Raw genomic sequence first — 18873 nt, forward strand, 5'->3', positions numbered from 1 at the left:
TATTTTGACAGTTGGTGGGTGAAAGATGCTCAATTTAGCCAGGTTAGCGATGTTTGTTGCGGTGGTCGACACCGGCAGTTTTACCGCTGCGGCGGAGGCACTAGGGCAAACCAAGGCGGTGGTCAGTTTTAACATCAAGCAGTTGGAAAGCGAGCTAGGCGTTTCATTGCTGGTGCGAAGTACGCGGCGGCTGTCACTCACCGACGCTGGCGAGCGTTTTTATCCACGTTGCCAACGGCTATTACAGGATGCGGAATACCTGCTCGACGATGTGCGCCGCGATCATCATGGCTTGAGTGGCATTCTGCGCATCACCAGCACGCCAGAATATGGTGCGCAGGTGGTGGTTCCGGCCTTGGCCGCCTTCGCGCAGTTGCACCCGCGCTTACGCATTCAGCACGTTTCTTCTTCTTACCATGCGGATTTGATTTCCGAGCGGTTTGACGTGGCTATCCGCCTGGGCCAACTGGCGGACTCCAACCATCATGCAGCGCTGATCGATAATTTCGCCATCTTACCGGTGGCGGCACCGGCCTATCTGGCACAGCGGCCGATCGCGTCACTGCCTCAACTGGCTCAGGCTGCCTGGCTGGCCCACAGCCGTCTCCCTTCGCCGCTGAGTTGGCAAGTGCTTACCCCTGAACGTCAGGCGGTATTGTTCAGGGTGGAAGATGACGCCAGGCTGATGGCCGATAGCGCCACTGCGTTGCTGACTTTCGCGTTACAGGGGGCGGGTGTGGCCCTGCTGCCAGAATGGCTGGTTCGGCCCGTTATTGCTAACGGGCAGTTATGCCACCTGCTGCCAGATCACCAGTTCCCGGTACAGAGCATTTATGCGCTCTATCCCAACACACGCCATGTGCCGGAGAAGGTGAGAGGGTTTATTGATTTCCTGCGGGGGCGGGTAGCCACGGCTGAATAAAAGCCAGCACGGCAGCGATGGTTTGCTGGTGGGCACGTTCACGCTCGGCGGGGGAAGATCCACAGATAAAGGCTTCCCCTTCCTCCGCTAATATCTCCAGAGCGGCTGGGGTACAAAGCTGTAGGAAATCGAAGTGATTGCTGCCCGGCAAGACGACGGCCTTGATTGGCTGCTGCCCGCTGTGCGTTGCTAGCGACTCAGCTCCCAGACTTTCCGGATCGTTACCCGGCATAAAATGTTGTGCGGCGATGACCAGCAGCGGCGCGCTGATTTGGCGCAGGCTGGCCGGTTGCAGATAGGGCACCATGCCTGGGTCCAAGGCGATGGCGAAGCGGATGCGGGCATCGGTGTAATTAGCGCCAAACTGGGTGGCAGAGATACTGTTCTTGTTAACACCGGCATAAAACAGGCAGTTAGGCGAGCGTGGTTGGTGTTGGCAGCCGGCGATAAAATCCTTTAACGCGACTCGGCCACCAATCGCAGAGATAGCGCTGTAACCTCCTTTGGAATGCCCCGCCACGCCAATGGCCTGTGTGTTGATCCGCGGCTGCCATGTACCATCCTTGAGCATGGCGTCGATCAGCGCCGAGATATCGCGTGTTTGTTGCCACAGTTCGAGCGATTTTGCCGGGATGGAATCACCGCTGGTACTACCCGGATGATTGGCTGCAACCACGATCATTCCTTGTTCCACCAGCGCCTTCGCCAGCCAGGCTTGGCTGCTATTATTGCCACCGCTGCCGTGGCTGATGATCATCAGTGGAAAATGCCCGGTTGCTGGCGGGGCGTCCGGCATGGCCGAGATGCCTGCAAATACCGGCCTGCCACCAACCTGCTGTGGCTGGCCTTGGGCGTGAGTGGGGTAATAGATACGGGTCACCAATGGGCGATCGCCGTTATAAAACGTTTGCAGGCGGCTGGCAACCTGCCAGGGCGCGGCGGTGGCTATACTGCTAAACAGCAGACACAGGATCCATAACTTTTTCATAATTGCTCCTTCAAGGGGAAAACCAAACCATCGCATCCGTGTTCTCCTGGCGCGACCTCGATCGCGATCCAGGTCGTTAAGCGATTGTTTTAGCTGATTATGGTCTCTACACTGGGGTGTTCCCGAATAATCACAGAGGTAACATGCCGCTTATCCCGCTGTCTTTTCTCTTCAGCCTGTTGTGCCTGGTGTTGATCGTGCGCCTTGGTTGGCCACGGCCACGCAGTTGGTTGCTACAGCTGTTGCTGTTGATCTGCGCCTGGCAAAGCCTGCTGGTGGGGATCCGTTTTGGCTATCAGCAACCTTGGGTCGCTATTTTGCAACCGCTGGGGGCCGCCCTGATCCCGCCATTGTGTTATCTGGTGCTGATGTTACAAGCCCGTGGGCTGATGGGGTGGCGCGTCGTTGGGCATCTGACGTTCCCGCTACTGGTGTTATTGGTGCAGTGGCGAGCCTTGGCTGCGCTGGATGGGCTGATCGTTATTGGCTATCTCGGTTACGGCGCGGCTATTTTGCTGTACCTGCGGCGCGGTGAGAATGCCTTGCAACAGGTGGCGCTGGCGGACAGTTGGCTGAGCTATCGCTTATGGTGCGGATTAGGCGGCCTGCTGATCGTCTGCGGCCTGGCCGAGTTGGCGATTACCCTGGATTATTCGCTGTTAGCCGGGAGACATGCTGGCGCACTGGCGGCCTTTGGCAATGTGATGATGGTCTTGGGGGTAGGGTTGGTGCTTGGCCGCGAGCGCCGACAGCCGGAACCCGAAGATCAGCCCTTGCCGCCAGCGCAAGCCGAGGCGCTAACAGAGGATGACCAGCACTGCTTTGAGCTGATCAACCAACGGCTACGCCAGGACGATCTCTATCTGGAACCGACGCTGAACCTGGCCCGGTTAGCGCGCAAGGTAGGCATACCGGCACGTAAAGTCTCCCAGGCGATTAACCAGCAGGCGGGGATGAACGTATCCCAATACGTGAATCAATTACGCATTCAGCAAGCGGCCCAGTGGCTGAGCAGCAGCGATCGCCCGGTGACTGAGATTATGTTGGAGGCCGGTTTCAGCACTAAATCCAACTTTAACCGTGAGTTTCTGCGTGTTCAGGGGATGAGCCCCAGCGAATGGCGTAGACAGCAGGCAGGGGTTCCATAGCTGCAGATTATTCCTAAACCAGAAATCATACGGATAAATTAATTGTTTCATCTTCTGATTACGGTAAGGTCGCACAGCTACCCAGAACTGAGAGGAGAAATCGATGTATTTACGGCCGGATGAAGTGGCTAAGGTGTTAGAGAGTACCGGTTTTGAGCGTGATTATGTCACCGATCAGACCTACGGTTTTCGCAAGGGCGAGCACTACGTGTATGTGAATCGGGAAGCGCGAATGGGCAGAATGGCGTTGGTGATCCACCCGGCGTTAAAAGAGAAGAGCCTCCATTTTGCCACGCCGACCTCATTGATGCGCAACAGCGAGCAGTATCTTGAGTTTCCCCTGGATTTAAGCGGTGATACGCCAAACACGCGTTACGGCATTCCCCACGGTTTCAGCTCTCGTGATGCGCTCTCGCGCTATCTCTACAGCATGTTCCTTTAAACTCTCCCCCGTTGCCGGGGGAAAGCTTCACCAGTTGGTCAGCGCTTCCCGGTTATAACGTTCGTTGTAGGCCCGGCGGAACTGTGCCAGTTCAAACGCATCCAGATCCAGTTCGGCAAAGTAAAACAGCGCCGCTTCGGTGTGCTCGGCGTGCAGTTCCGGCGACAGCCCGGCGCGCAGCAGCGTTTCCCGCCACAGGCCAATCTGCTCATCGTCCGCCTGCTTGATAAACGTCAGGTAGATAAACAGCAGATAGGCGGCCTGATGCATCTCTTCGGTATAGCCGTTGTTCAACATGCGGATAAAGCTTTGGCTGTGGCGGCTGCCCATCTCCTGCAGCATGGACTCCACCAGCATCGGTTTTATTTTCAACAAGTGCGCCAGTGAATCTATCGCCTTGCGGGTGTCGGAAGTCAGGACACGATAGCCAATAATGAAAACTACGATCAGGGCGGCGATGATGATCCACGTCATGTATGATTTTTACCGTCTTGGTGCGCAACATACGCGCCTGAAATTGTCAGTGTTGCTCGCCGCTGAAATTGTCTGCGGCCCGTTGTTTATTATGCACATGGCGATTAAAGGTCGCGGCATCTTGCGCCAGCGCATCCAAATGGGCACCCAGCATCTTGATCTGCTTGACCAAGGCATGCTGTTCCGGCACCGAACTGGCGGTGCTCAGTTTGTTGACCAGCTGTTCATTCTGCATACGCAGCGCGATTTCACGCCGTTGCGCTTCGGCCAGCTGCTGTTGCAGAGCCTGGTAGCCTTGTTGCCATTCACGGTGCTGCTGTTCGAAGCTGGTTTGTAACTCATTCATTGCATTCTGAAACTGGATTTCCAGCTCGCGCATATTCATGGGTTGGATCCTTTGCGGCACTCAATAATGGCCTGCAGTATAACGAAAAGCGCTCCTAACCTCACCCGTTGCCGTTAATTCCTCACTTGCAACCCTGGCGAGGCGTCTTACAATCAAGCCATTCAACAGTCCGCCGGTGGGTGAAATCTCCCGAGAGTGATGTGAAATGAGCGACGAAGAGAACGATTTTTTTGCCCAGGCGATGACTGATGTGAAGCCGTTATCCGCGGGGCAACCCACGCTGTACCTCAAAGCGCAGGATCCTGTCGATAAACGTGCTCGCCGGGAAGCTCAGGCGTTGCAGTTGGAGAACTTTCTCAGCACCGGCTTCCTGGACATCATTCCCTGCGATACTCCGTTGGAATATAAGGGCGAAGGTATTCAGCAAGGGGTGCTAGATAAGCTGCGTCACGGCTACTATCCGCCACAAGTCAGCCTCAATTTGCTGCGCCAGCCGGTCGAGATCTGCCGCCAGGCGCTGTTCCGTTTTATCATCCAGGCGGAGAAAGACAGCTTGCGCTCGTTGCTGATTGTGCATGGCCGTGGGCGCACGGATCAAAGCCATCCGAATATCATCCGCAGCTACCTGGCCAAATGGTTGGGGCAGTTTGAACAGGTGCAGGCGTTTTGCCGGGCACTGCCACGTGACGGTGGTGAAGGGGCTTGCTACGTCACCTTACGTAAGTCTGCCGCTGCCAAAGCGGATAACTTCGAACGTCATGCCAAACATAGCCGTTAAGGTGTAATCATGGCGGCGCAAGGGAGCGCCGCCACAGGAGAGAGCTAGCGTTTAAACCACTTATAATCCAGAGAGTAACGACCAGCACCGGTAACGGCAAGCAGCAGCAGGCCGGCGATAATACTGATGTTTTTAAAGAAGTTGATCTCGTTGCCGATCATTTCTGCCCCGCTAAAACGCCAGAACGGGTGGCCGATAAAGGCGGTGCCCAGCACATAGAGCGCATAAATGATGGCTATCGGCCGGGTGAAGGCCCCCAGCACGATGAAGATACCGAAAATGAACTCCACCACCACGGCGACAACCGCGGCCAGGTAGGGCATCGGCGTGCCGTAGCCCTCCATTGCCGTGACCGTGGCACCAAAGTTGGTCAGCTTCATCCAACCGAAAATCAGAAACAGGATCATCAGCAAAATTCTGGCCAACAGAATGGTGCCGTCTTTTACACTTTCGCTCATTGTGAACCCCTTAACCACTACCCAAAAAAGGTTGCTGTACCTGGTAAATACTAGATCAACTTCACATTTTATCTAGCGAGAAGGCATGAGGAGAGTTCACGGAATATCAGCAGACGCCGAAGTCGTCGTCTTCGTGATAGGGGTTCACTTCATTGGCCTATACCTCGGTCGCGACATTACGTAAGGAGCGCTGCGCCCATTCAGATACCCGGTAAATTGCTGTTTATGACTGAATGGGTAACAGGTAAATCATTCTACTTAGGGATCATTATGACAATTGAAATCCGCTCAGTGGTAAAAGCCTCGTTGCGCCATATCGCCCAGCTTGCCATGTCTTGATCTGCGCCCGCCACCTCATCAGAAGGTTGATATTTAATGTTTTTCTTCAGCGCTGGCGTTCTTCTCCAGCAATATTACTGCATCTGTCCCCCCCTATTTATTCTCGGTTTTTTTCCGCTTTGTCCTGCCACACTTCCTACAACACCCATCGATGGGCGGCTTTGCCTCGTCTGGTTACACTAGAGCCAATAAAAAATAAGGAGGTCTTATGCGGGACATTCAACAGGTTTTGGGGCGTTGGGGTGTGTGGGCAAGAGAAAGCTCTTCTCTGGGATATTCGCATATCGCCGCCGGTTTTAAAGGGTTGCTGCCGGGCAGTACCAAACCGCAGACCTCTTGCTGTGACGAGGACGGCTTGGTGGTGGATCGCGCCGTTGCTCACTTGCAGGCCCTACGTCAGCCGGAAGAGCTGGAACTGATCTTGCGTTACTACGTTTACGGACAATCGAAGTCCGCCATTGCTCGCGGCTGGAAATGTTCGGAAGGCCGGGTAAGGCAACAGATGCAGGTGGCGGAAAGTTTTATCGAAGGTTGCTTGGTCAGTCAGAATATTCGTTTGGAAATGGATAGATAAACTATTATCGATAATAAAAAATAAAGGCTTTATAAATTGAAGTAATTACTACCCCGCAATGCGGGGTGGTTTTGTTATTTTAAATTAATGGTGAAAAATAATTTAATAAAAATCTATTCGCTACGAGTTTTATCTAGTAAATTGATAGCGTGGTTATTTGATGTTTTGGTTTTTAATAATGCTTATGCCCTATGGATTTCGAGTTGCAGCTAGGCGACAAGCTTGCCCATCCCCAGGAGCTTACTATTGTAAGTGACTGGGGTGGGCAAGTGCAGGTAACAACGCTGCAGCTCGAAATACGACGGGTATATCAAAATAAACTTCTCGCTACGAAATATATCAGCTAGAGTGCTATTACTGGTTTAACCCAAGGTGATGCACTCTTATCAATATGGTTAAACCTGGAGGCGCTATGAGCACCTTGCGTATCAATGATTTATTTGAGTCCAAGTTAACTGTCTGGGCTGAAGAGAACAATATTAAATACACCTTGGCTAACGTGACGTTTACGGCGGATGATGATCTTCATCTGGAACCGTTTATTGCTCCGGAGCCTGCGGTGGCGTTAGGTATTTCCCAGGAGGTGCAGACCTACAGCGGAAATTATCAGGTTAATATTGTGATGAAGAAAGGAACGGGCGCGAAAACTGGCTACCAACTGGCGGAGGAGATTATCTCATTATTCCCCAGGGGATTGGTGCTGGCGGACGATGCTTTTAACTGTTATGTCAATGCTGGCGGTAATATCCTGCCAGCGATTACCAAAGATGAGTTATATACACTGCCGGTCACCATCGGTTATTGGGCCGGGTATTAATGTCACAATAGTGTAGTAAACATCGCTGGAGATATTCTCCAGCAAATAAACCAACCCTACCGCCATCCGGCGGTTTTTTTATATCTGAAATTGGAGAATTACCATGGGTTTTGCATTACCAAATGGCGCCACCGTATTTGCTGGCGCAGCAACAGCACCAGGCGTAGTAACCACCGCAGTCAGCAATGCTAATGGCGCCGTATTTACCGTGGCCACCGGCCACACTCTGAAAGTGGGTGACATCGTGATGGTACGCTCCGGTTGGGGCCTGATTGACAGCCTGGTGGCCAAGATCACTGCCCAAGTGGATACCAGCATCACCATCGGTGCCATCAATACCACCGACGTGAGCTTCTTCCCGGCCGGTGGCGGCAAAGGCTCCTTGCAGAAGATCTCAAGCTGGACGCAAATTCCTCAGATCACCGAGGTAGCACAGTCTGGCGGCGATCAGCAATACGTGCAGGTGCAGTTCCTGGAAGACGATCGTCAGCGTAACCTGGCCACCTTCAAAGCGGCCAAAACGCAGACCTTTACCTTTGCACACGATGCTTCCCAGCCGATCTACAGCCTGCTGCAGGATGCCGATCGCAATGGCGTCACGCTGGCGTTCTACATGCACGTGCCAAAAGCCAAGGAGCTGCGCTACTGGTCTGCGGTACCGGCTTTTGATCCGCAACCCACCACTGCGGTCAACCAGGTTGAAACCGTACAGGTGGCGCTGGCGGTGCAGTCTTGCGATATGACGTTCTATAAAGTGACTGCTTAAACACGTCTATTTCCCCCTCAGGCTTGGTTGCCCGAGGGGCTGATAGCGATGAGTTAAACCTGGAAAATGAGGAAATCATGGTTGAATTTAAATTGAATCCCAAGCCGACCTTTAAGGCGGATGTCACCGTTCCGCGCCCTGGAGATGAAGATGGCGTGCTGACTTTTACCTTCAAGCATAAAAAGCGTACCCAGCTAGAGCTGTTGGAAAAGTCTTTGCGTGAAACTCTGGAACAGCAGAGTGAAACGGGTGTTTACAGCAATGAGCCGATGGCAGATTTTTTGATGGAAATCTGTGCTGGCTGGGCTTTGCCTGACGAGTTTAATCGCGAAAACATGCTGGTGTTGTTGGATAACTACCCGCGGGCGTTTGATTCCATTGCCACTCTGTTTACCCGCGAACTGATGGCCGCACGCGGAAAAAACTGATAGCGCTTGCCGAAGCGTTTTATACGCCAGAGCCTGCCATTGAAGATCTCGGTGCTTTTGGCCTGAGTGCCGCCGATTATGATCCGGTGATCGTTGAAGCCTGGCCCGATATCTGGCCAGCGTTTCAGGTTTTTCAGGCCATGGGAACCCAGTGGCGCATGGGTATGCGGGGTGTCAGCGGGTTGGATTATAACTGCCTGCCCTGGCTGATGACGCTTTATGGCGTGGACGATGAGGCAAGCGCGTTCAGTGATATTCGCGTAATGGAAAGCGCAGCACTTAGGATCATTCATAGTAAATAAATACTTATACCAGCATTAAGTTGGTTGGAGGGCAGTATGGCCAATTCAGACTCTATGTTGCTGCGTGAGAACATCAATAAGATGCAGCAGCTATATAATAAAGATTTACCTCAAGCAACTCTTGGCTTTGTGAGGGCTACTACTCGGATAACCGAGGCGGCTAAGTCATATTCTTTTGGGCTGCGAACCATTAATGAGAACTCCGGGGCCAAGGCGATACTGCTCATTGCCCAGTTGGGTGAGCTGGAGAAAACTATCAAAGGGGATAGGATACGGCAAGAGAACCTCCGTAAATCATTGCGTCCATTGCCAGCTTATGAACTTAAAGTAGATCCGAAAAAAGAACCAGGTTTGCTGAGTGACTATATTTCAGATAAACAGGCAGAGGCCGGTAGAAAAAGCTGGCAGAGCTACCTGGATACCGCAACCGATATTTCTGCTGCGGTAGTTCAGGTGGCCAAGGCCAGCCACGAGGGGCTGACGGAGATCCTTACCCGATTACTTACTACTGGCCGCTTTAGTTTTCATACTTTTTCCTCTTCTATTTTGCAGATGTCCGCCGGGTTATTCAGCAAAATCATTAGCGGGTTTGCGGTTGATAAAGCGGTGAAATGGATAGACTCAACCTTTTTCCCTGCGGCGGATCCCAATAAAACGGCTACGGATAACGCCGCCAAAACCGCGGCAGGCGGCGCTGATGCTGCCGCATTGGCAGAAGGTGGTGGCGGAGAGGAAAAAGGGGACTTTACCAAAGAGAAGCTGGATGAGGATAAGAAAACCTGGCAGGAATATTTCGAAAGCGTCACCGATGGTTATAAAGGGCTCAATGAAATTGGCCAGGCGACCCACAAAGGGTTATCTGACAATCTGACCGAATTGGTGACGACCGGTAAAGCTAACTTCAAGGAATTTAGCACGTCGATTATCACCATGATTGTCCAGATAATAAACCAAATGCTGGTGGCTTATGCCATACAAGCAGCAATGGGATGGCTCAAAAGTGCGTTCGCCCCTGCAGCTGATGCAGGATCGGCAAATAACGCTTTCTCTTTGGGCGCATACGACAACTTATCGTTTGATTCAGGTGGCTATACCGGCGACGGTGGTAAATACGATCAGGCGGGCGTGGTGCACCGTGGCGAGTTCGTGATGACCAAAGAGGCTACCCAGCGGATCGGTGTGGGTAATCTCTACGCCATGATGCGCGGCTATGCGGATGGTGGCCTGGTGGGTGGCAACAAAGCCCCGATGTACGGCTTGGCGGCAGAGCAGGGGGGCGGCATTACGGTCAACAGCACCGTAGTCATGAACAATGACGGCTCAGCGAATGCGGCCAATAGCTCCTCTGCCGGTGACGGCATGGGCAAGCTGGTGCAGGGCATTGTTAATCAGGCGATCACCGAACGTTTGGGCAAAGAACTCAAACCGGGCGGCCTGATCTGGAATGCCTCAGCGGCTCGCTGAATCTCCTTATCAATTATCAATAGTAACAACCGCAGTCTGGCATCAGGCCTCATTAATTGCTCCTCAATCGTTGTTTCCCCTCACCCCAACCCTCTCCCACAGGGAGAGGGAGCTGGTATGGCGCCGTGTTCAGGTACAGAAGTAACCTGTAACAAGGGTGATAGGAAAGACGAATGCATGATCCAATATGTGGCACGTACAGTCCCCTCTCACTAAAGGAGAGGGTGAGGGGTAATGTCTGGCCCTGCTGGCTGACGGTTATTACTGTTCGGAGTCTTTATGCTTATCGATACTTTCCAATGGCAAACCCAGGCCTCGCCTAGCGGTAACTTTGTCCATAACGTCAGAAGTGCGCAGTTCGGCGACGGCTATAAACAGGTCAGCAGCAACGGGCTGAACCAGGCGGTGCAGCAGTGGCAGTTGGCCTATACCGGCCATCCGGCCGTGACCCAGTCGATGCTGGCCTTTTTAAATCAACACGTGCTCGTAGCCTTTTTCTGGACGCCGCCCAACGGCAAGAAAGCGCTATTTCGCGTCAAGTCGGATTCAATTTCCGTCACGCCGCTAGCGCGCAATGTGGAGGCATTGAGTTTTGCCTTTGAACAAGCTTTCGGCGTATAGGTGCAATCATGTCATTTAACAGTCAAGTGCAAAAGCTGGCGCCAGGGGAACTGATCCAGCTGATTGAAATTGATGGCACCGCCTTTGGCGCGGCCATCATGCGCTTTCATGCGCACAATATTCCCCACACTCAGGCCGAGATCGCGGCGGCGGGCAACGATGCCCAGCGGCTGAAACCAAAATCGATCTGGTGGCAGGGAAACGAGTATGAAGCCTATCCCTACGAGATCACCGGCCTGGCAGCAACCAGCGATGGTTCGCAACCAACGCCCAGGCTCAGCGTCGCCAACCTTAGCAATCTGGTGTCTTCGTTGTGTCTGACCTTCAACGATATGGTGCAGGCGAAAGTGCGGGTACATGACACCTTTGCCAAATATCTGGATGCGGTCAACTTCCCCGAGGGAAACGCTCTGGCCGATGCTTCGCAGGAGCGGGTGCAGGTTTTCTATATCGACAGCAAAAGCACCGAAACCAACAGCGTGGTGGAGTTCCAGCTCTGTACACCGTTTGATCTGCAAGGCCAGCAATTGCCCTCGCGGCAAATTCACGGGCTTTGCACCTGGTGCATCCGGGGTTGGTACCGCAGCGGCAGAGGTTGCGATTACAGCGGCGGAGCCTGTTTTGATAAAGACGATAAACCGATCGACGATCCGGCGTTGGACGTCTGTGGTGGCCGGGTGTCCTCCTGTAAAAAACGCTTTGGTGACGCGCAACCTCTGGCCTTTGGCGGGTTCCCAGGTTCCAACCTGTTGGGGAGGTAATGATGCAGGCTGAAATCATGCAGGCGATCTGTGAGCATGCCGCAGCGGAATATCCCAATGAGTCCTGCGGTTTTGTGGTGCAGAACGGGCGTAAGGCGCGTTATCTGCCGTGCCGCAATGTGGCGGAGAACGCGTTGGATAACTTTGTCATTTCCCCTCAGGAATATGCGCAGGCGGAGGACCAAGGCGAGATCATCCGCATCATCCATAGCCATCCTGATGTACCCGTATTGATCCCTTCGGAGATGGATCGCCTGCAGTGCGATCACTCGGGCATTGTCTGGGGCATCGTTTCGTGGCCGGAAGGAGATTACACCGAGGTTGTGCCACGCGGCGAGCGTCCGTTAGTAGGCCGTAGCTGGTTGCTGGGCCATGCTGACTGCTGGTCATTGATCCGGGATTACTATCGCCAGGAACACGGCATCGTGCTGAATGATTACTCGGTGGAGCATGAATGGTGGATCGACGGCAAAACCCGCCTGTATGACGATCACTGGTACGCCGAAGGGTTCCGAGAATTTCAGGGGCCGATGCGCGCGGGCGATATGATCATGATGCAGGTTTCAGCCCCGGTTACCAACCACGCGGGCATCTATCTGGGGGACGGGATGATGCTGCACCATCTGTTCGGCCAGCTCAGCCAGCGTTATCCCTACAGCGGATATTTTCAGGAGCGGACGGTACGCGTAGTCCGCCGAAAGGAGCTTCTATGATGCAAACAACAAGACTGATCCGGTTGGGTGGCCAACTGGGTAAAAAGTTCGGTAAAACCCATCGGCTGGTGGTGGCGGATACTCGCGAAGCGCTGCGGGCGCTGTGTATCACCTTGCCCGGATTTGAGAGCTTTATGATGAATGCCCATAAAGACGGCGTGCAGTTTGCCTTCTTCAATGGCCCGCAGAATATCAGCCTAGCCGAGTTTGCCACCTCTAAAGGCAGTGCCGATATTCGCATTATGCCGGTGATCGCCGGGAGTAAAAATGCCGGGATGTTCCAGATTGTGATTGGGGTGGCGGCGCTGGTAGGGGCATTCTTCACCGCAGGCGGAACGATGGCGTATTGGGGGGCGGCATTAGCGGCTCAAAGTGCAGCGGTAACCGGTTTAACCATGATGGGAGCTTCGATGGTGCTGGGTGGCGTAATGCAACTGATGACGCCACAACCGGATTTCGGCATGTCCTCTTCCCAGTCGGTAGAAAACAAACCGTCCTATGCCTTTGGCTCACCGGTCAACACCACGGCGCAGGGTTACCCGGTGCCGGTGCTGTACGGCGAACGAGAAATCGGTGGCGCGGTGATTTCCGCCGGTATTTACGCCGAAAATCAGCAATAATCCTTCTCTATTGGTCGTTTTATACCCTAAGAATTTCAAGCTGCAGCTAGGCGACGGGTATAACGGCCTTTTTTTATGGGCGCAATATGACAAAGAAACTTATTCATGGGCGCAAGGGCGGTGGTGGATCGGCGCATACGCCGGTTGAAGCTCCCGATGATTTGCAGTCCAACGCTAAAATCAAAATCCTGCTGGCGCTGTCTGAAGGGGAGATTGCCGGTGGGTTAGACGGCACCCGCATCCTGCTCGACGGCACCCCGGTGCATAATCCCGATGGCAGTGAAAACTTTACCGGCCTGAAGTGGGAGGTGCGTAATGGCACTCAGACTCAGGATTATATCCAGGGCATGCCGGATGTAGAGTCTGAAACACCGGTCAACGTCAAGTTGACCACCACCAACGTCTGGACCAAAACCTTCACCCGAACTGATATCGACGCGCTGCGCATTCGCATGGGCTTCCCGGCGCTGTTCCAGCAGGAAGATAACGGCGATATGAACGGTTCGCTGGTGGAATACCTGATTGAGCTTTCCACCGATGGCGGAGCCTATAAAACCGTGGTCACCGGAACGCTAAAGGGCAAAACCACCAGCCTGTACGAGCGCGATCACCGGATTAATTTGCCAAAAGCGACCACCAGCTGGACGCTGCGTATCAAGCGCATCACCCCAGACTCAACCAGCAGCAAGCTGGTAAACACTACCCAGATCCAGACCTACACCGAGATCGTGGACGCCAAGTTCCGCTATCCCAACACCGCCTTGCTGTTTATCGAGTTTGATGCCCAGCAGTTCAGCTCGGTACCGAAAATTACGCTCAAGCCAAAGGGCAAAATCATTCGCGTCCCGGCCAACTACGATCCGCTGGCGCGGACGTATAGCGGCAATTGGGATGGGAATTTTAAATGGGCTTGGAGCAACAACCCGGCCTGGGTGTTTTACGATATCGCGTTGGACAAGAATTACGGCTTAGGCAACCGGGTTACCGCCGCTGAGATCGACAAATGGGGGCTATACAGCATCGCGCAGTATTGCGATGAGCTGATTGATGACGGTTTGGGGGGCGGCGGTAAAGAGCCGCGTTTCCTGTGCGATGTGTATATCCAGTCACAGCAGGATGCTTACACCGTATTACGTGATATCGCCGCCATCTTCCGCGGTATCACCTACTGGGGCAACGACCAGCTATTTGCCTACGCGGATATGCCGCGCGATGTGGATTTCGTTTATTCGCGGGCCAACGTCATCGGTGGCGAATTTGCCTATGCGTCGGGTTCTTACAAGAACCGCTATACCTCGGCGCTGGTGAAATGGGGCGATCCGGCCAACCATTATGCCGACGCAGTGGAAGCGGCTTACGATAACGAACTGGTGAAGCGCTACGGCGTTAACCAGACAGAAATCACCGCTATCGGTTGTACGCGGCGCACTGAGGCTCACCGCCGTGGGCGCTGGGCGATCCTGAGTAACGCCAAAGATCGTACCGTCAGTTTTACCGTCGGGTTGGACGGCAATATCCCGCTACCAGCTAGGATCATCGGCATTGCAGATGCCATGCTGGCAGGCAAGACCAACGGCGGGCGCATCCATTCCGCGCAGGATCGTGTAGTGGTGCTGGATCGTGAAGTGGCGTTTGGTAAAGGCGATCGCCTGATCGTCAATCTGCCAGACGGCACGGCGCAGACTCGCACCATCGCCAGTATCGCGGCAGACAAGCTTACGGTGACGCTGACTGCCCCGTTCCGCCAGCAACCGGAGGCTGAAGCAGCCTGGAGTATCGACTCCGACAGCCTGGCGATCCAGCAGTTCCGCGTGGTGTCGGTCCAGTCCAACGATGATGGCACCTTCGCCATTAACGCCGTTGAGCACGATCCGGATAAATACGCCTTTATCGATAACGGCATCCGCCTGGATGCTCCACCAATTACCGTTACGCCACCAGGAGCGATGCCTGCTCCGGTGAATATCGCTATCTCGCGCTACGACTATGTCAGCCAGGGGATTAACGTTGCCTCAATGCGTGTGCAGTGGCGTGCCGTTGCTGGCGCGGTGGCCTATGAGGCCCAGTGGCGTAAAGATAACGGCAACTGGGTAAATGTGGGCTCGACGCCTTCGCTCGGGTTTGATGTTAACGGCATTTATGCCGGTAACTACGACGTGCGGGTACGAGCGGTGAATGCGGTGGGCGTTTCCTCGCAGTGGGGCCATGCCGAGCCGAGCTATCTGGCAGGAAAAGCAGGTTCGCCGCCCAATATTGTCTCGTTGGCGGCAACCAAGGACGTCGTGTTTGGTATCCAGCTTTCCTGGAGATTTGGCCAGAACTCTGCCGATGGCCTGAAAACCACCCTGATGGTAGCCAGCCGGGCGGATTTCGCCGACGAACGTTTACTGGCCGATGTGCCTTATCCACAGCATCGCTATGACATGCAGGGCCTGCGTGCCGGTCAGGTGCTGTATTTCCGTGCGGCCTTTACCGACAAAACCGGCAACCAGTCCGACTGGAGCGAGTTTGTACGCGGGATGGCTTCGGACAGCGCGGACGTGGTGCTGGCGCAAATTGCGCAAAGCATTACCGAGACCGAACTGGGCAAAGAGCTGTTGGAGAAGATCAACAGCCTGCCTTCGGATCAGAACGTCCAGGATCTGGCCGAGAAGATCGCCCAGGCACAGGCCGATATCGAGGCGAACAGGGATGCGCTGCAAGGGGATGTCGATACCCTGCAAGCAGCGCTGAACAAGGTTAACGCCGAGCTGGCGGGTAGCAATGCCGATCTGAGCAATGCTGTCGATGTGCTGCAACAGGATTTGACGCAGCTGGGCAAAGCCGCCATCGAAAACAGCCTGGCCATCGAGCATAACCACCAAAAACTCTCCCAGGTCCAGGAGGCGCTGAATAACGATATCAAGGACGTGCGCGGGGAAATTGACAGCACCCGGGCCAGCTTGGCGCGTGCAGATGTCGAACTGCAAGCCAAGGTCGATGTCCTTACCGGTGGCACCAACGCAGCAATGGCCGAGGTTGCTTCGCAGATCACCCAATTGCAGGACGGCGACCAGCAGCTGGCCAGCAAGCTTGACGTAGTGATTGCCAAAGCAGAGGGGAACACCGCGCAAATCGCGCAGGAGAAAGCGGCGCGTGTTGATGCTGATGGGGCGTTAGCCAAGGATATTAGCTCGGTGAAAGCCACGGCGGATAATCAGCAGGGTTTGATTATCAAATTGGAGCAGGCGCAGGCCGATGCCGATTCGGCACTGGCTAAAGTGGAGTCCAACGTATCCGCTAATACCAAGACGATCGGCAGCAATAAGCTTGAGCAGGATAAGGTTAACTCGCAGGTCACGCAGAAAACCGAAGCGCTGGTCGATCAGCAGAAAACGCAGGGCCAGCAGCTCAGCGGGCTGACATCTGAGTTTAGCGAAAACCGAGCGGAGGTGACCCAACAGCTGAAAACGCTGGCGGCGACAGACTTGGCTCAGGCCTTGCAGATCTCCGGTTTGCAGGCCAGCACGGGCAGTAACACTGCGGCTATCCAGGCAGAGGCGAAATCCCGTGCCGATGCCGACGGTGCGCTGAGCCAACGGGTTGACGTGATCCAGGCGAGCAGCCAGGAAAACACGGCGGCTATCACCCGCCTTGGCATCGCGCAAACCGAAGCCGAAAGCAGTACGGCCAGCCTGCAACAGGCTTTGGAGGCCACGGCCAAGGCGAATATCGAACAGGCGCTTAAGCAGGATAACGATGTTCAACGTCTGGACGAGAGCAGCGCCCGGTTAACCACGGCACAAACCGTTTTCGCCGATCGGCAGCAGGCGCAGGTCCAGCAGATCACGCAACTGGATGCGAACTTTGGTGATGTGTCTGCGCAGTTGCAGCAAGAGATCACCACCAGGGCCAGCGAGACCGGTGCACTGTCGCAACGGTTTGACCATTTGAGCGCAGATGTCGGCAGTAATCAGGCCGAGGTAAATCAGCGTTTGCAGGCCCTGGTGGATAGCGGCAGTGCTCAAGCGTCGTTAATTACCGGCCTGGGGGCAGCCACTGGCGAAAATAAAGCGGCGATCGCCGCTGAATCGCAAGCGCGGACCACGGCGGATGACGCGTTATCTCGGCAATTGAGTTCGCTGGATTCCACCGTTGGGCAAAACACGGCTGCTATCAACGATCGGCTGCAGACGTTGACCAATCAGGACTCGGCCATGGCGGAGCAGATTGGTTCATTAACGGCGACCTCTGGCGAAAACAGCGCGGCGATCGGCGAGCTGAAGCAGGCACAAAGCGACTTGGCCGGTTCGCAGGCCTCGCTCAGCAGCTCGCTTGAAGCCATTGCCAAGGCGGATATTGAGCAGTCGTTAAAGCAGGCGGAAGACGTTATCAGCAATGATGTGGTCACTGCATCGATCAAGACCCAGCAGAACGTAATGGCGGACGATCAGCGCGCCCAGGCGCAGCAGATCACCGAATTACGCGCGAGCTTTGGTGATGTTGATGCGCGCTTGATGACGGAACAGACGGTGCGTGCGGAAGCTGACAAAGCGTTATCCCAGCAGGTGACAGCGCTGGCAGGCACCGTGGGGGACAACAATGCCCAACTCAATCAGCAACTGCAGGTGCTGGTGGATACGGACAGCGCCCAGGCCAAGCTGATTAACGACCTGACTAGCAGAGCAGGGGCGAATGAGACCTCGGTTACCGCTCTGAGTCAAACGCTAACCGATAGCAATAGCGCGACGGCTCAGCAAATTGGTGCTCTGCAATCCGCTACCGGTGACAATACGTCGGCGATTACCTCGCTGTCGAAAACCGTGACCGATAACCAAAAATCAACTTCACAGCAAATAACCAACTTATCTACCACCGTAGGGGGAAATACTGCAGAGATTGAAAAGCGAGGACAAACTGTTTTTGATATGGCAGGGGTTGGTAAGGCCACATTTTCAATCAAAACCGGCGTTAATTTTAAAGGCCAGTATCACAGTGCAGGAATGGCCATTGGAGTCGAAACGCGCGCGGATGGAACCGTTGATAGGCAAGTTTTATTTGATGCCAATAGATTTGCTTTCCTTGATAGTTCTACATCCAAGGTTTCGGTACCATTCGCCATCCAAAATGGACAGGCGTTTATTAACTCTGCATTTATTGCTGACGGAACGATTACTAATGCAAAAATTGGTGGTTATATATCTTCAGATAATTACAATTGGGATAATAAAACCGGGTGGGTAATAAGTAAAACAGGTGATGCGGCATTTAATAGTGTGACTGTTCGTGGGCATATCGAGGCATGGAGTGGCTATTTTAATGGCGCGATATATGCTGATAGTGGTGTTTTGAATGATGTTACCATTAATGAATCCTGCACCATAAAGGGGACCTTAGATGCGAGTAATATAACTGGTGATATATACAATACTCAGTCTGGAGGCATTTATGTAACGCCAGTAACTCCTTTTTCATCTGGTTTTAGTTGGTCTGGTCAGTCTGGAGATCATATTTTATGGAGTATTATCGGTGAAAACTTCGATAGAGTAATGGACACTAATGTGACGGTACATGCTAGCAGTTCTAGGCGTCAATATTTCTCACTTGTCCTTGTTAGTCCTGGATATGCAGATACGCTCCTCGCTTTTAAAGACACGGGGAATGATGGTAATAATGGGCCAATGACTTATTTGATTGCTGACGTAAGGCTGCCAAGGATTGGCAGGGAACAACAGCATAAGTTAATAATGAGAATTGGTGAGTCTAGAAGTGGCACGGTAACAATAAGTACGCCGATCCTTAGTGGGAGCGGTAATTCAGCTGTTTACGCTTCGCCAAAGCTTCAAGTTTATAAAGCTGGACGAATAATCGCTACAAGTGGACCGATTTAAATGAACATCCCTCCGCACTGCGGAATTTTTTATTTGGAGTAA

Annotated in this window: 19 protein-coding genes; 15 read left to right on the top strand and 4 right to left on the bottom strand. The window is 53.7% G+C overall.

The window, feature by feature from the left end; translation table 11 throughout:
- Positions 1–25: 25 nt before the first annotated feature.
- Entirely contained in the window at positions 26–922 is an 897-nt protein-coding gene (locus KAJ71_RS14255; protein ID WP_248946343.1) for a LysR family transcriptional regulator, read from the top strand.
- Here KAJ71_RS14255 and KAJ71_RS14260 read toward each other — a convergent pair.
- On the bottom strand, positions 882–1910 hold the full coding sequence (locus tag KAJ71_RS14260) for an alpha/beta hydrolase family protein (RefSeq protein ID WP_248946344.1): 1029 nt from the start codon (positions 1908–1910) through the stop codon (positions 882–884). The two genes, KAJ71_RS14255 and KAJ71_RS14260, sit on opposite strands and share 41 nt — an antisense overlap.
- Before the next feature lie 143 nt (positions 1911–2053).
- Between KAJ71_RS14260 and KAJ71_RS14265 the strand changes: the two genes are divergently transcribed.
- Complete coding sequence (locus tag KAJ71_RS14265; protein WP_248946345.1) at positions 2054–3058, top strand: helix-turn-helix domain-containing protein; 1005 nt, start codon at positions 2054–2056, stop codon at positions 3056–3058.
- Positions 3059–3161: 103 nt separating this feature from the next.
- Positions 3162–3500 (top strand): DUF2002 family protein, encoded by a 339-nt coding sequence (locus tag KAJ71_RS14270; RefSeq protein ID WP_021178947.1) that lies wholly within the window; start codon positions 3162–3164, stop codon positions 3498–3500.
- A gap of 27 nt (positions 3501–3527) precedes the next feature.
- Here the strand turns inward: KAJ71_RS14270 and KAJ71_RS14275 are convergent, their stop codons facing one another.
- On the bottom strand, positions 3528–3974 hold the full coding sequence (locus tag KAJ71_RS14275) for a DUF1198 family protein (protein ID WP_248946346.1): 447 nt from the start codon (positions 3972–3974) through the stop codon (positions 3528–3530).
- 46 nt (positions 3975–4020) lie between these two features.
- Entirely contained in the window at positions 4021–4359 is a 339-nt protein-coding gene (locus KAJ71_RS14280) for an MbeD/MobD family mobilization/exclusion family protein (RefSeq protein ID WP_248946347.1), read from the bottom strand.
- A 166-nt stretch (positions 4360–4525) separates the two neighbouring features.
- Here KAJ71_RS14280 and smrA point away from each other — a divergent pair, with 166 nt between their 5' ends.
- Entirely contained in the window at positions 4526–5098 is a 573-nt protein-coding gene (smrA, locus tag KAJ71_RS14285) for a DNA endonuclease SmrA (protein WP_248946348.1), read from the top strand.
- A 44-nt stretch (positions 5099–5142) separates the two neighbouring features.
- On the opposite strand, the gene KAJ71_RS14290 is transcribed toward smrA, so the two are convergent.
- Positions 5143–5556, bottom strand: coding sequence for a DoxX family protein (locus KAJ71_RS14290; RefSeq protein ID WP_021178944.1), 414 nt, complete (start codon positions 5554–5556; stop codon positions 5143–5145).
- A 547-nt stretch (positions 5557–6103) separates the two neighbouring features.
- Here KAJ71_RS14290 and KAJ71_RS14295 point away from each other — a divergent pair.
- The 11 genes from KAJ71_RS14295 (at position 6104) to gpJ (ending at position 18831) form a co-directional block, all read left to right on the top strand.
- On the top strand, positions 6104–6469 hold the full coding sequence (locus KAJ71_RS14295; RefSeq protein ID WP_248946349.1) for an antiterminator Q family protein: 366 nt from the start codon (positions 6104–6106) through the stop codon (positions 6467–6469).
- A 412-nt stretch (positions 6470–6881) separates the two neighbouring features.
- Entirely contained in the window at positions 6882–7286 is a 405-nt protein-coding gene (locus KAJ71_RS14300; RefSeq protein ID WP_248946350.1) for a phage tail terminator-like protein, read from the top strand.
- A 103-nt stretch (positions 7287–7389) separates the two neighbouring features.
- The gene (locus tag KAJ71_RS14305) at positions 7390–8052 is read left to right on the top strand and encodes a phage tail protein (protein WP_248946351.1); all 663 of its coding nucleotides are present in this window, start codon (positions 7390–7392) and stop codon (positions 8050–8052) included.
- A gap of 77 nt (positions 8053–8129) precedes the next feature.
- The gene (locus KAJ71_RS14310; protein WP_283106775.1) at positions 8130–8480 is read left to right on the top strand and encodes a phage tail assembly chaperone; all 351 of its coding nucleotides are present in this window, start codon (positions 8130–8132) and stop codon (positions 8478–8480) included.
- Between the two features lie 62 nt (positions 8481–8542).
- Positions 8543–8782, top strand: coding sequence for a DUF1799 domain-containing protein (locus KAJ71_RS14315; protein WP_283106782.1), 240 nt, complete (start codon positions 8543–8545; stop codon positions 8780–8782).
- A gap of 36 nt (positions 8783–8818) precedes the next feature.
- A complete protein-coding gene (locus KAJ71_RS14320; RefSeq protein ID WP_248946353.1) occupies positions 8819–10246 on the top strand; it encodes a phage tail tape measure protein in 1428 nt (475 codons plus the stop codon).
- A gap of 279 nt (positions 10247–10525) precedes the next feature.
- A complete protein-coding gene (locus tag KAJ71_RS14325; RefSeq protein WP_024486957.1) occupies positions 10526–10867 on the top strand; it encodes a phage tail protein in 342 nt (113 codons plus the stop codon).
- An 8-nt stretch (positions 10868–10875) separates the two neighbouring features.
- A complete protein-coding gene (locus tag KAJ71_RS14330) occupies positions 10876–11628 on the top strand; it encodes a phage minor tail protein L (RefSeq protein ID WP_248946354.1) in 753 nt (250 codons plus the stop codon).
- Between the two features lie 2 nt (positions 11629–11630).
- Positions 11631–12341: a C40 family peptidase gene (locus KAJ71_RS14335; RefSeq protein WP_248946448.1), complete on the top strand. Its 711-nt coding sequence runs from the start codon at positions 11631–11633 to the stop codon at positions 12339–12341.
- Complete coding sequence (locus KAJ71_RS14340) at positions 12338–12961, top strand: tail assembly protein (protein WP_248946355.1); 624 nt, start codon at positions 12338–12340, stop codon at positions 12959–12961. The genes KAJ71_RS14335 and KAJ71_RS14340 overlap by 4 nt, the downstream gene beginning before the upstream one ends.
- Positions 12962–13047: 86 nt before the next feature.
- On the top strand, positions 13048–18831 hold the full coding sequence (gene gpJ, locus KAJ71_RS14345; RefSeq protein ID WP_248946356.1) for a TipJ family phage tail tip protein: 5784 nt from the start codon (positions 13048–13050) through the stop codon (positions 18829–18831).
- Positions 18832–18873 lie beyond the last annotated feature (42 nt).

The organism is Serratia silvae (genome assembly GCF_023282985.1).
GTDB classification, from domain to species: Bacteria; Pseudomonadota; Gammaproteobacteria; order Enterobacterales; family Enterobacteriaceae; genus Chania; species Chania silvae.